A 14,532-nucleotide genomic window follows, 5' to 3' on the forward strand; every position below is an offset into this window, starting at 1 on the left:
AATTAGGCGAATTTACGCACCAATAGCTTGCTATTGGAAGTGAATTCAACGCAGTTAGCGCTAAAACTGGCTGCTAGAAAGGCATTAATTATCCGAAGCTCAGGTTATTTAGTTAACCGCTAACCAAGGACCCGAGCCATCGGCAGTTGGGATATTTCCTTTGGTCCACCACTTGGCTTCGTAGATCACACCATTGTAGCTCGCTCTATCACCTTTTAAGTAAACCTTGTCGGCATCCCAAGCAGGTACACCGTCAACAGGCGGTTCAGTCGGGTTGGTTGGTAAGTCATCAACGACACGAACTTCAGGCCAGCTTGCGTGTGATTGATAAAAGTTTGTCACGCATTTCTCGTAGTCTCCCGGCACAAGTGCGGAATAAGCTGTTTGATACCCCACGAGTTTGCACTCAAATGAATAACCTCCTGGGCGGTCTGCATAATAAGCCCAATCACCTTCCCAGTTGGTGTAAAGGACATCAGTCGCGCCGTCGAGGTTTAAGCTGCCGTATGGTGTTTGCTGCCAACAGGTATTTTCTTCATCAGCTTCAATGGTGATGTTGTAATAATGCGAGAGTCCTTCCCAATAACGAATGCGGTTAACGGGCTGACCTTTGTCTTTATTTTGCGCGCCGCATTCAATACCACCATTGATAATATTAATCGTGGTACCAAAGCCATAACCAATCCCCGCCTCACTTTCACGCAATGATGGCGTCCAAGTTCTATCAATAACGTGTAACATTGCAGGTTTTGGTGCTTGCGGCGTTAAGAAAAACCAAATTGCAGACGCTAAATTTAGCCAAGAGTCTGCTACTAGACCTGGGTTATTTAGTAGCACCGTTGCATCACCATTAAACATGACTTCACTGAATGCGCCATAGTTGAAGTGATATGAAAGCTGCTTAGCGCCTCGGCCAAAATATCCTTGCCCTGTCCCGCATGGCCAGCGGCGATTCTGCCAGTCATTTTGTCCACACCCCGTGGTATAGCCAGCTTGCCCTTCTGACCAACCCATTTCACGCACATGAACCAATGCTTGTTGCCACTCTTCTAACCCGAGAGGGTTATCAGAAGTGTTGTCTTTGGCAATATGCCCCCCCGTTTCTTGGGCAAAATGCGCAAATGCAGTCACGATTGAGCGTTTACAGATTGCGTCGGCGTCTCGACCATCAGTATAGTCGCCACAAAATGCGGGAAACTTACCAATAGCACGCAAAAAGCGCGTATAGGTGTATTCAGGCGCCGCCATTTGCGTAAGAAATTGCCACTGGGTTTGACCAAATACCCGCTCAGCTCTTTTTACATTATCTGGATTACTGGCAAGCCCAGGCGCAATGGCCTCTACAACCGCATTATCTCTTGTTTCCAGTGCTTTTGACCAAATCGCATACATTGGGTTACTGGTCTTCGCGCTCTCGGCATTATCCAACTCTATTCGAGAAACAATATAACCATTGGGGTTTTGTGGATCGGGTTGCGGACTCATGGCCATCACTTGACTTGCAGTTATGGCAAGCGAAACTGCGGTCGCTAATTTTAGACTGTTCATACTTTTCCTTTACATGTTGTTGTTAATAGTGGAACCCACCGATTCAACAATTATTAACAAAATGACATCGCTGTCAAATTTTGTTCACTTTTTATTATTGCCACTCTTCTATAAGCGCCAGTTAAAATTGCTGAATCTTCGCGTTTTTGGTACATGATCTAAAGTGGTATGCTAGAACCCCACCGTAAATAACAACAGAGCAGCCTATGAAAATTATTCCTTTACAACCAGAACATTTCGAGCGTGTTATCGCACTTGGTAATCTCGTTCATGGTGATAATTATCTTGATAACGCAGGCATTGAACAAATGCGCCAAAAAGGCTGTAAAGACGGTATAAATGCTTCCTTTGTTGCCCTAAACGATGAAGATGAGTTACTCGGCTTCAGAACGTCATATAGTGCCGGACAATGGCCTATAGATAAGTGGAGTTCACCGTCTTTGTGGCCGGTTGATCAAAATGATATGGCATATTTTAAATGTATCGCGGTATCACCGAACGCACAGGGCCAAGGTATTGGACCCCAATTACTAAAACACGCAATAACAGCATTAACACAACAAGGCGCGAGAGCTGGCGTTGCTCATCTTTGGAAACAAAGCCCAGGTAACGGAGCCGTTAAATACTTCACTAAGGCCGGTGGCAAACTGATTAAAGTCCATGATGATAAGTGGTTAGATGACTGTATCTATCACGGCTATGTTTGTACTATTTGTGGTACTGAATGCCATTGCCAAGCAGCAGAAATGGTATTGGAGTTTTAAGATGTCAGGGTTTGATCCACTCACTCAGCCACATTGCCAAGGCCAAGCTTTTGCCAATAGTTACTGGGCTGCAACTTGCCCTTTAGGTGCGCCCACCCCTTCGCTAGATAAACCATTACAAGTAGATATCGCGGTGATCGGTGGTGGTTTTACGGGCTTACTTACCGCCTACCATTTGGCAACCACTCATCATCAAAGCGTCGCCCTACTTGAAGCAAATCAAGTTGGCTTTGGCGCGAGCGCGAGAAATGCGGGATTTGTGCTACCAAGTACGGGACGGCTTGGTTATGCGCAACTGGCCAAAAAGTATGATCTGGATGTCAGTAAAGCCATATATCAAGAGTACAACAACGCCGTTGCTTTAGTCCGTGAACATATCGACGCCAATCACATTGATTGCAACGTGCAAGCATCTGGGTATTTGAAAGTTGCACACAATCAGCAAGCATTTTCGCTACTAAAAGCGCAGTCTGAATTTCTCACTGCAACCATGGGTAGCAAGAGCCATCAATTACTGTTTCGGCAGCAACTGACCGAAACCTATATGCACAACCAGCAAGGGTTTGGCGCATTGCGATTTGACAACGCGTTTGGTATTCACCCTTTGAAGCTGTTGCTAGGTTACAAGGCATTAGCTCAGCAAGCTGGTGTGCAACTTTATGAAAACAGTCTGGTCACCCGCCACCAGAACCAAAATGGCAACCACCAGCTCGAAGTGAACGGCCACAAAGTCTCAGCAAATAAGGTAGTGATCGCAGCGAATGCCTATGCTCAGCGACAGTTTTCACCGTTAACTCAAGGGCGTTACTTGCCTATTTTAAGTAGTATTATCGTGACTGAACCACTCAGCGACGAGCAACTCGCAGCCAATGGCTTAATCACAGAGCAAGTCGTCATGGATACCAGACGGCTTAAATACTACTATCGTCGTCTTCCTGACAACCGTATTTTGTTTGGTGGGCGAGGCGCGGTGTTTGGCCATGATCAGGACAATGCAAAATATCAATACAACTTGCGCTCAGCACTTAACGATTGCTTTCCTAAACTCGATGTTAAAGTTGATTATTTTTGGAGTGGTTATATTGCCGCTGCACTGGATGACCTTCCTCATATCTACAGCGAAAACAATACCGGATATGTACTTGGATATTGCGGCTCAGGTGTAGCGTTTAGTGCTCAGGCAAGTATTCGACTTGCTGAAAAATTAATGGGTCTTAAAGTCCCTAATTTACCAATCTATACTAAGCCACTACCCAAGTTTCCGATGCCGCAATTAAGAAGAGTAGGCCAACTCGCGTATTACCAATATGCTCAGTTGATGGATAAATACGCTTAGCAAATTAAGAAGGTGCGCCCATCACGCACCTTTTTTCAACGACTAAAAGCTATAGCGCAGATTAAAACCAACGTTGTTGTACACATCAGCATTTCTATAGTTTAGATTTGCAGAAATATGATCAGTAAAATGGTAGCCAATCTCAGCAAGGTATACAAAACTACTTTCTCCTTCCTCACCATTGATGCGTTCAAACCCAATACCGGCCCTCGCATCAAATGAGTCTACTGAGCGCGCATAAGCCAATTCAAGATGATAAAGATCGGCATCGTTGTTAGCTGATACGTCAATTTCATTTCTATAACGGTATTCACCGTTGATAATATATTCCACTTCCGCAGTTGCATCCATTTGCAACTTGAGCCGAGAATAACCACCATATAAATCAAGCGATGATTGCTCTGATAGTTGAAATTCATGACCCACTAGTAAAGTAAATTGTTTCCAGTCTGTATCAACTTTTGTTTCGATGATTCGAGCGCCAACGCCACTAGCGATATCATTTTGCTGACTGTTTTTATCACTCGATATTATATAGGTACCTTGTAGGTAAAATTGGTCGAAGGATTTTTTTGCGCTCAGCGCAATCCCTGTTGGTTTTATTTCGCTCAGCTCTTTGATTGAGATTTTCCCATAACCTATCTCAACGTAATCTTTTGACTGCGCGAAGCAATTTGAGCTTACCAAAGCTAATGAAAGGCAAGCAGCTAACTTAACTGTAGAATTCATGATCATCTCCTTATCTATCTACATAGTAAAGGTCGGAGCATAACAAGGTTTTGTTGCACGTTTAAGTGTTTCTAGAATAAAAACACCTTTAATATTAATTTATTTAACCTGAGGTTTGGATAAGGAATGAGCTAACTAATTGTTTTTAAAAACACATTAAATTATTTCCTTATCTAGCCAGAGAGTTTGGGCACCAATAGCTGGCTATTGGTAGTGAATTCAACGCAGTTAGCGCCTGATTTACTCCTTTAAATTGAGCAAGTGTTAAGACTAATTGGTATTACATGCTGGGTGCGATGCAAAAAGCTTAATTTGATAGGAAAACTCGAAGAGATGAACACGAATGTCAGAGAAATAATAGCTTGGTGTTAACAGGTATAGTAGCAAAAGTTTGGATTAGAACATGCATTTTGTTTTAGATACGATTTCTACTGAAAGAAACCGCATCTTACCTAGGGACTGTCGACCCTAGTAACCGTGATATCAGAAACTATATCTTAGGTTTACACCAAAGTTATCATATTCGTCTGCATTTCTGTAGCTAACATTAGCCGAGATGCTGTCGGTAAATTGGTAACTAAGCTTGGCTAAGTATACAAAGTTAGTTTCGCTTTCATCATCTTGAATACGTTCAAGACCAAGACCAACACGAGCATTCAGAGCTCCGAATGAATGCTCGTAGGCAGCTTCAATATGGTAATGATCGCTCGTGTCACTCTCTTTATCAGAGAAGCTTTCTTGATAACTATAGCCATCGTTATAAGCAATATCTGCGATGCCTGAGTAATCCACTTCTAATTTGTATCTAGAATAACCACCATATACATCGACAAAGCCAGCATCTGTTACATCAAACTGATGACCAACTAAAAGGGTAAGATAGTTTAAATCTGTCTCAACTTTAACCGTTGTTTCTATATTTGCGTAATAATCGCTTTCGATTAAAGTACCTTTAAAATCATCACTTAATGCAGCATAAGTACCTTGAAGATAAAAGCCTTCAAATGCCTTGTTTACCGTAACTGCGATACCCGTAGGCTTGAATTCATCAACGCCATCAAGCGTGATTTTTCCATAACCTAGTTCAACGAAGTCTGTTGAGTTTGCTAGGCTGGTTGTTGATGCAAATAATGCAGATACTAATGCCACTTGCTTTAAAATTGAATTCACGATCCACTCCATCATTCTCGTATTTAATTTGTGGCGCATACTACGGAAATTACATATAAATACAACCAGAACCCAAAATAAATACAAAATGACTTTGTAACAAAGTTTGTTAATATTAATCAATGCATTAACTTATTCGGGTTCACTCAGTGTCGTAAACCACGCGGAAGAAAATTAGCTAGGCGCTTTGGAAGTGGATGTTATGCCGTTCACAACAAGATTAACGGCATAACAAGGGCATTGTAGTCAAAAGCTATACCTCAAATTCAGACTGAGAGTATTGTAGACCTCAGCATTTCTATAGCTCACGTTTGCGGAAATATTATTGGTAAAACGATATCCAACCTCAGCCAGGTACACTAAATTATTCTCACTTACATCATCCTGGATCCGCTCAAAGCCAACACCTAGCCTAAAATTAAGGTCTACATGTGTATAGTCATAAGCAGCTTCTAAATGATAATGATCACTTGACTCATTAGCCCCTTGATCAAGAAATAATATAAGCTCTTTATTGGTGTAACCATCATAGTACGTCGTATTGACTAAGCCTGAATAAGCTATCTCCAGTCTATGCCTAGAATAACCGCCATAAATATCAATAAGGCTATGATCATTCAAATCAAACTGCTTACCGGCCAATAGGGTATAAGCTCTAGAGTCAACATCGAAATCTAATGTAGTTAATACGTCTTCTTCTGCACCATAAACTAATCCGGTAACCGCGACGTCATCAGCCATAAGAGCAGAAGAACCTTCTAGGTAAAGCCCACCAAACTCTATATTTGCTGTAATGACAAAGCCTTTAGGCTCAATCTCACTGACGTTATCGAACGTTAACCGACCAAACCCAAGCTCCATAAAATTTGTTGAACTGGCGATGCTAGGCAGTGAAGCTAACATGGCGGTAAGACTTATTGCCATAGTTGAAACTGAATTCACCATCGTATCCTTGTTGATAGTTCCATGCTTAGAACCCAATATAGATACAAATTATTCGCATGGCAAATGCTTTACAATATATGCTGCCTAAAAATGCCTTACTACTCTCTCTATGCTCACAAGAATTAATCTTCAATTAGCCAGCGAAGATAAACTCCCCTCAGTCATACTGCGCTTTAATCTTTAGGATTTCTGGTAGGTTTTCATCGAGTAATTCAACTAATTTTGGGTCAAAGTGCTTACCACTTTCAGAATGAATGAAGGCCAATGCCTTTTCGATAGGCCATGCCTCTTTGTATGGGCGCTTTGAAGTAAGTGCATCAAACACGTCTGCAAGTGCACAGATCCGCCCTTCAAGCGAGATTTCTTCTCCTTTTAATCCTTTTGGATAACCGCTTCCATCAAATTTCTCGTGGTGCTCCATTGCCATTAAATATGCAAGCTTGACGAGTTTTGAATCAGAGTCCGCGAGTATACTTGCACCCAGCTCAGCATGTTGTTTCATCACCTCATACTCTTCGGCATCTAAGCGTCCGGGTTTCAGCAAAATGCTGTCGGCAATTCCGACCTTGCCAATATCGTGCATCGGGGCGGCGAGCATCAAATCTTCAGCATACGCTTCCGGTAAACCACAAGCTTTAGCAAGCACAAAGCAGTAGCGGCTCATTCTCGCAATATGTTGGCCTGTTTCATTGTCTTTGTATTCCGCCGCCTGACCGAGCCGTTGCATCAGTTCAACGTATGCACTTTTAAGCTCAGTGGCACTGACTAAAGACAAGTGCGTCTTCACTCGGGCTCTAGTTATTGCAGGGCTGATAGGCTTTGTGATGTAATCAACACCACCTAACTCAAAACCTCGAGCTTCGTCAAACTCTTCACTCAAGGCGGTCACAAAAATCACAGGGATCCTCGCCGTAGTAGGGTCTTCTTTTAATTTAGAGCAGACTTCAAAGCCTGTCATTTCCGGCATCATAACATCAAGTAAAATTAAGTTAGGTAGTTCCTTATCAACTAATTCCAACGCCAATTTTCCTGACTTTGCAAACTTCATACGATATTGATTGCCCAGCGTTTGCTTTAGAATTTGCAAATTTGTCGCTTCATCGTCAACGGCTAGGATCAGAGGCTTGTGTTCATTTATCATTACACATCAGTACTCATTAATTGTGCGAGAATTTCCTCCGCACGTTCAAATTCAAAATCATCCAATGCATGTTTCAACGCCTCTACCTGGCTTCGGTAAGTGAGAGGGGCACTCTCTAGCAAAGCGTCAAGCACATCATCCTCGACTTGTGCCTCATCTATCATCTCTTTTACTTGTGGCAAGTTTTGCTTAAACAAAAAAACGTCGCCCTCACTCAACGCGTTGGTCACGACTTCTTCATCACTTAGCCCAACCACGTCGTCTAGTTTTTCAATAATGAGCGCCATTTTGGCTCTCAAGCGCTCGTCAATTTCCTTTTTACGCTCGATTTGCTCGAGCAGACCAAATAGCGTCTCCAAAGCCAAGTTTCCAGCAACGCCTTTGATAGTATGAATACTCTGTAGTACATCATTCGTAAACTGACCTTCGTGCGCAAAGAGCGCTATCACTTCTTCTCTTTTACCTTCCCAAAAACGCGCCAACTCTTTTAAAAACCGAGCTTCACTGCCCCACAAATTTATTGCTCTAGCTCTATTTATAAGCTGTTTGTTGCTGGTTTGTCTTACTCCAATCGCCGTATGAGCAATATTGATATTGAGCGTCTCAGCAATGGTGCGAGTTAAATCTTCTATCACCACTGGTTTTGAGGCGAATGCGGCCATACCAGCAGCTTTTGCAGCGGCTCTATCCTCGCCCAACACACTCGCGGTGAGTGCGATTACCGGTGTCTCTTGTTGCCTATTTTCTCGTTCATATGCTTTGATAGCGCGCGTCGCCTCAAGTCCATCACAACCCGGCATATGAATATCCATTAGAATAAGATCGTATTGTTGCGCTTTTGCTTTTTCGATGGCCTCAAGCCCATCTCCTGCGACCTCTATACTATGACCTTGCTTTTCAAGTAATAAGCTCAACAATTCAGTATTTTGTTGAATATCATCAGCAACCAATATATTTAACGGGGGAAGCTCGACATGAACATCTTGCGCTATTGTGAATGCCGCGATTTTCTTAAGAGGCACAGTAAAGTAGAAAGTAGACCCTTTTCCAAGCTCACTATGAGCCCATATTTTTCCACCCATTAACTCGACTAGCTGGCGACTAATGGTCGTCCCAAGGCCTGTGCCACCAAAGCGGCGACTCATGCTCTCGTCGGCCTGCTCAAAGGGGTTGAAAATAGAATCTAGTCTATCGTTGGCAATCCCTATACCTGTGTCTGCAATTTTAAACAGTACATAATCGTCATGGGATGACTCAACACTAAGCTCGACACTGCCCTGTGCAGTAAACTTAATGGCATTACCCAATAAATTAACCAGTACCTGCCGTAAGCGGTCTGAAGCACCATGATAAGTTTGATGCAAACTGTGACTCATCGTGAGCTCTAGTTTCAAGCCCTTTTTCTTTGCTTGATACCAAAACGTCGATACCACATTGTCGAGTAGCTCAGAAATACAGAAATCATTTTCAATCAGGTCGAGCTTGCCTTGGTCCAGCTTAGCGGAGTCTAAAATATCATTAAGTAAGTGCAGTAGCGCCTTTGCACTGGTAAGTATCGTATTTACATGCTTACTTTGATCGGGCTTCAGTTCAGACTCTCTCAGTACTTCACTAAATCCTAAAATAGCGTTCATCGGCGTGCGAATTTCATGACTCATGTTCGCTAAAAACGCTTGCTTGGAAGCTGCTGCGCTTTCAGCGATGCTTTTCGCGGCACGTAGTTCGTCTTCCATGTTCTTGCGCTCGCTAATATCAAGTAATACGCCCGCAATACCCTCAACTTTACCCGCTTGATCGTATTCAAATGAACCTTTATCCAGCACCCACTTGGTATGGCCTGACTTGTGTAATATTCGATACTCCTGCGAGTAACTCGCTTTGCCGCATTGCAGTGCTTGTTCAACCACATCGTTTGTTAAGCTTTTATCGTCTTCAATAATCAAGCTAGCAAAATGAACTTGCCCAGAAATAAACTCCTCTGCTCGATAGCCTGTAAGCTGCTCGACAATGGGACTTACGAACGACATTGTCCATTCGCTATCAATCCGGCAGCGAAACGCCACGCCAGGCATATTATTTAATAGTGTTCGATAACGCGTTTCCTGCTCAATCAGCGCTTTTTCCATTTGCTTTTGGGCTGTTAGGTCAGTGATAAAACCCACATAAAACGCACTTTGGTCTTTTAGCTCTACCTCTCCTATTCCCAATCGGATAGGCACCAAATGCCCTTGCTTGTGTAGCGCCTTGATTTCACGGCCAGTCCCTTTAAATTGTTCAAGGTAAGCGCTGTTGAATGATACTTTCGTTTGCGCTTCTTTAGGTAAAAACACCGCAACATTGCGACCAAGCGTTTCTCGCTCAGACCATCCTAAAATTCGTTCAACTAACGGGTTACAGCTCTTAATAATACCGTCACTATTGATAGTGATGATCCCGTCAACGGCTGTTTCTAGGATCGCCGCAAGCCTAGATTCATTAGCGGCTTTGTCTGCAGCCACCGAACGGTACTTGCTCGCGGTATGAATAAGCGCAGATAAAGCACTAATGATCATACTGACAGCTGCAATAAACAATGCGAGTGACTGTGTGTGCTGATCTTGCATTTCTTGGCTAATTATTGGTGAGTCAGATACAAATTTTGCCGCCTGCATGCCCGTGTAATGCATTCCCGACACAGACGCCCCGAGCGCCAAAGCACCTAAGCACCTCACGACACTGATATTGTTGTCGCTGACATAATCGCGCAGCTTACTTCTCGTTTGAATTGCAATGAAGGCGAGTGACACTGCAACAATAATGGATAAACCAAAAAGTGTAGGGTCATAGCCCAACATAGGGCCAAGCTGCATGGCTTCCATACCGCTATAGTGCATGGTACCAATACTGGCCCCCAAAATGACAGCGGCAAGCCCCTTAACTGCAAGTGTGACATTTGGTCGAGTTATCAAATCAAACGAAACCCAACAGCCTAAGAAAGCGGGGAAGATAGACGCCGCAGTCAGCCAAGGATCGTAATCCACTTCTACACAGAGTGAGAACGCTAACATGCCAATAAAGTGCATACTCCAAATACCACCAGCCATGGCCACAGCACCGCCAAATTTTGCGAGTCGATTTATACGGCTATTTTGGTTTTGCTCAGCAAAGTCGATCTGGATAAGCGTAAAAAATGAGGCAATAACAGCCACCAGCACAGATAATGCCACAAGCGTAGCATCATAAGTTCCGTTGAGTAGCAACTCTGGTGCGGGGTCGGTTACAAAAAACGTATTTAACATAGCAACACAGATAGTAAGATATTCTTAGAGTCTAGCTTTCTAGGACTGAGTTTGACAGAAAAAAGCGCTGTCAAAACAAGATTTCAGGATAAATTCATGTTTATTGTGGGCTAGTACTATCTCACTAGGAAATATAAAGACAATATAGGTACAAGTTAGTCGGTATAACCAATGCGGGCTATTCGTATCCGACTAGCTCAGCGTACCCTTCACCGGTATAGCCGCCGGACACTTTTACTCTTCCTTCCCAATACGGGATAGTCAACTGATTTCTCGCATCACGGTTGGTACTTTCGATCAGAATAACAGGACTGTGCTTTAGCCGTAGTTGCCATTTAAATGGATAGCTTACTCCATCTAACGAAACCTGCTCCAAAACACTTAATTGAATATCCTTATGCGCTATTTCTGTCGCGCTACCCTCAGCTGTAATTTCAGTGCCTCGGCAATCTTTGTAGACTTGTTGGCTATCACGAATGCAAAATACCATTAGTGCACCATTCGAACTATCTTGACCGCGAATGCTAAACCAGTCCCAGCCGCGTTGTGATTTACTGATAAACGAGGAAGACCATTCTCTATCGAACCACGCGTCACCGCTGACTTGATGTGTTTCACCTTGAAAACTAAGCTCACCCGAGACGCTTAAAAAAGGATAGCTGTAGTACATGGAGGCATGGCCGTCGGACGTTTTTTCACTGTAGCCATTCTTCCCATGAAGCACTATCGGACTTTTTCTCAGTGTTAAATTAACACGGTTTTTTTCTTCCTCAGCATAGAGCGTTAACGGAAAAAATGTTTCCGTCTCACTGCGCAAATACCAATTATCTAATTGCGTGATAAATGGGTCCGCTTGAATTTTTACTTGTCCTGCTCTGCCATAACGTTCGAATGCTTGGTGTCTTGTATCGTCTTGAATTGCAAAATGCGCAAAATATAACTCACCATCCCACCATGGACTGACATATTGACCGCTGACAACTGAAGTTCTAAATAACGTCCATTGAACACCAAACTCCTGCCCTGAATCACTTTTTAAGTTTGCAGTAACATACCACCATTCAATTCCTTGGTCCGGGTGACTGCCGTGATCAAGTGGAAAACTTAATTGGTATGAAGGAGAAACGGGGTCGCCCAACTCAAGATTGAAAAAATCATTTTTTGAATTAGGGGCTTCTGATAATTCCGGTGTGCAGCCAACTCCCACAATTAGCAGTAATAAAACGATAAAATAATTAGTCTTCATACAACAGATCCGCAGTATCGTCACGACTCAGTTTGAGTAGAGGTAGTACACTAACTAGCAAAGCTAAACCGAAAATGAAGGTGATAAAGACCGCGATATCAAGATAAGGTAATAGAAAAGGGATCGTCCAACCGAAGCCAATTGGCATCACAAATTTAAGCAATATCCAGCCGAGCATTCCCCCGAGTATCGTCGCCAGCACTAAACTCACCAGCAAAATAATGGCGCTTTGCCCTAATTTAATGGCAAACGCTTGCCAAGTGGTAACACCTAATGTTTTTAAGATGGCCAAAGGTTGAATTTGCTTGGCGCCGAGTGTCAATAATGATACCCACAACCCAAATAGCGCGATAGCAACTATCATTAAATTTAACGCGTGTGTTGCGTAAAACGTATGTTCAAACAAACGCGTAGCGTATTGTTTAAAGTGCTGATTTTGAACCACTTGAGAGTCGTTTAAATGGAATTGCTGCATTACCTTTTGCTTAAATAAAGCGGTATCAATATCTGGCTTTAGAACAATTGAAAAACCATATGCTTCATAGTTAAGCCCAGCCTTTTCAATTGCATCACTAACAGCGACGAACACCGCGCGCTGTTCACCATAATCGTAATAAAAACCCGTTATCTCACAGTTAATATGCTTTTTGCCTTGCTGCAACCGTATATGCTGGCCCATCTTTACGCCATACAATAATTTGCTTGGCTCATTAGCAAGACACCCACTTACGTTCTTATTCGCATCATAGTAAAGCACCTCATTATTAGGAGGCGCTCCCGAAAGTAGCGTAAGATTGTAGTGATGTTCGCCAGAGCGACCAAAGCTAATCAAACTCGCAGGTAGAGTATCTAGTTGACGTGAGCTCAAGCCATAACTTATCTCTGCACGCCAGAACACACCAACCTTTTCAATACCCTGTTGGCTTAAGAGCCATTGATATTGCACATCGGTAACTTCACTAGGCCTCACATATAGATCTGCGCTAAGGCGACCATCTAAATGGATCTGCAAAGCTGAACTAAAACTGCTCACCATAATTTGCAATCCTACTGAAGTGCCAACCGCAAGCAATACGGCATAAACACTGATTGCAAGTACTCTGATCTGCTCGCCACTGTCTGCTTTCATCCATTTAACTAATGGATGCTGAGTTGGTATGCCTTCAAACACAGCTCGTAGTACCACTGGTGTTATCATAAAAAAGAGTAACAGAAGGCAAACGCATAACCCAAGCGCATGAAATGGCGCTTCGCTACCAAGATAAAAATACCCAGCGGCCACAGCCAGTAGACCTCCACTCACTATTATACTCTGCCAAGATTTGTAAAAAGTAAGAGGCCTTACTTGGCAATAGGCTACACTGGCGAGTACCAAAAGGTTTAACACAAATGCTTGCAACACGACTAACCAACTGAAATTAACCGGTAAACGCCTATCTAACGCGAACAAGCTCTCTAACGCCATAGAGATCTCGCTCACCAATAAGTTCGCCCCCAAGAAAGCCACACCTGCGCCCACCAATGCAGCAATCAAGCTTAAGACGAGCACCTCAATGACTACCGCTGCGACTACATTTGCTTGAATACATCCGAGTAGTGTGAGTTGCTGATGTAGTTTTTTTCTTGCGTGCAGACAAAGTTTTATGGCGTTAAAACTTAAAAAAGCGCCAACTACGTAGCCTAGGAATGCAAGTGCTTGCAGGTTGAAGAAAAATGCCTTCGACAACGAGTCGAATGACTGTGCTTGTGCACTTTGCAACTGAGCTTTGTCACCAATAATCTGCCTAACCTTTGTCTCATCCAATACTGCATTTGAGATCTCTATATAACTTATTCGACCTGCTGAATTCAGTAAATGGTCAACTAATGCAATATCGGCTAATGCGACATCACCGGTCAGTTCCGATACAACAACGAAGTATACATCCGTATCAAGAAGCTTGATCACTTCATGCCTACTGAGCGACAACTGTTGAGCCATCGTGTCAGATACGTAAATTGTGCTAAATCCAAATTGTAACGATGCAGTTTGGTTGCCTAACTTGTCTCCCTGTGATTGCGCTTTAGGCACAGACAGCCATTGCAAAGTATTAACTCCTTTGATGCGAAGCCTATTCCCGCTCGGCAGGATAAGCACACCTTCCAAAACAGGCTCAGCAGATACGACTCCTGCGTTTCGAAGCGCCATCCATACATCGGCAGTCAACAGCTCGCGGCCTACGCTTGGCCGAACAAAGTGGCTAATTGGATTGTTAATAAGTGCGCTGGTTTGCTGATAGCGATCTGTTGCTTCTTGATTTAGTCCTCGAATTGAGCCAAGCAAAGCACTACCCAAGGACAAGCCAAAAACGAATAGCAAAAACAACCAAAGATGC

The 14,532-nt window shown here is 43.2% G+C and carries 10 protein-coding genes; 2 read left to right on the forward strand and 8 right to left on the reverse strand.

What is annotated here, in order from left to right:
* Positions 1-108 precede the first annotated feature (108 nt).
* Positions 109-1,548 carry a chitinase gene (locus MHN30_RS15675; RefSeq protein WP_222244137.1) on the reverse strand — a complete coding sequence of 480 codons (1,440 nt, stop codon included), beginning with the start codon at positions 1,546-1,548 and terminating at the stop codon, positions 109-111.
* Between the two features lie 206 nt (positions 1,549-1,754).
* On the opposite strand from MHN30_RS15675, the gene MHN30_RS15680 reads away from it, so the two are divergent.
* A complete protein-coding gene (locus tag MHN30_RS15680) occupies positions 1,755-2,312 on the forward strand; it encodes a GNAT family N-acetyltransferase (protein ID WP_130165827.1) in 558 nt (185 codons plus the stop codon).
* Position 2,313: 1 nt separating this feature from the next.
* The gene (locus tag MHN30_RS15685; RefSeq protein WP_239360315.1) at positions 2,314-3,648 is read left to right on the forward strand and encodes an FAD-dependent oxidoreductase; all 1,335 of its coding nucleotides are present in this window, start codon (positions 2,314-2,316) and stop codon (positions 3,646-3,648) included.
* 42 nt (positions 3,649-3,690) lie between these two features.
* On the opposite strand, the gene MHN30_RS15690 is transcribed toward MHN30_RS15685, so the two are convergent.
* The 7 genes from MHN30_RS15690 to MHN30_RS15720 form a co-directional block, all read right to left on the reverse strand.
* Positions 3,691-4,377 (reverse strand): porin, encoded by a 687-nt coding sequence (locus MHN30_RS15690; RefSeq protein ID WP_239360293.1) that lies wholly within the window; start codon positions 4,375-4,377, stop codon positions 3,691-3,693.
* 483 nt (positions 4,378-4,860) lie between these two features.
* A complete protein-coding gene (locus tag MHN30_RS15695) occupies positions 4,861-5,547 on the reverse strand; it encodes a porin family protein (protein WP_222244141.1) in 687 nt (228 codons plus the stop codon).
* A 246-nt stretch (positions 5,548-5,793) separates the two neighbouring features.
* The gene (locus tag MHN30_RS15700; RefSeq protein ID WP_239360295.1) at positions 5,794-6,492 is read right to left on the reverse strand and encodes a hypothetical protein; all 699 of its coding nucleotides are present in this window, start codon (positions 6,490-6,492) and stop codon (positions 5,794-5,796) included.
* A gap of 157 nt (positions 6,493-6,649) precedes the next feature.
* The gene (locus tag MHN30_RS15705; protein WP_130165824.1) at positions 6,650-7,633 is read right to left on the reverse strand and encodes an HD domain-containing phosphohydrolase; all 984 of its coding nucleotides are present in this window, start codon (positions 7,631-7,633) and stop codon (positions 6,650-6,652) included.
* The gene (locus MHN30_RS15710; protein ID WP_239360296.1) at positions 7,633-10,911 is read right to left on the reverse strand and encodes an MHYT domain-containing protein; all 3,279 of its coding nucleotides are present in this window, start codon (positions 10,909-10,911) and stop codon (positions 7,633-7,635) included. The genes MHN30_RS15705 and MHN30_RS15710 overlap by 1 nt, the downstream gene beginning before the upstream one ends.
* Before the next feature lie 178 nt (positions 10,912-11,089).
* On the reverse strand, positions 11,090-12,157 hold the full coding sequence (locus MHN30_RS15715) for a lipocalin-like domain-containing protein (RefSeq protein WP_239360297.1): 1,068 nt from the start codon (positions 12,155-12,157) through the stop codon (positions 11,090-11,092).
* A complete protein-coding gene (locus MHN30_RS15720) occupies positions 12,147-14,522 on the reverse strand; it encodes an ABC transporter permease (RefSeq protein ID WP_239360298.1) in 2,376 nt (791 codons plus the stop codon). Before MHN30_RS15720 ends, MHN30_RS15715 begins: the two co-directional genes overlap by 11 nt.
* Positions 14,523-14,532: the final 10 nt, after the last annotated feature.

Origin of the sequence: Pseudoalteromonas sp. OF7H-1 (genome assembly GCF_022347825.1) — a bacterium.
Classification (GTDB): Bacteria; Pseudomonadota; Gammaproteobacteria; order Enterobacterales; family Alteromonadaceae; genus Pseudoalteromonas; species Pseudoalteromonas maricaloris.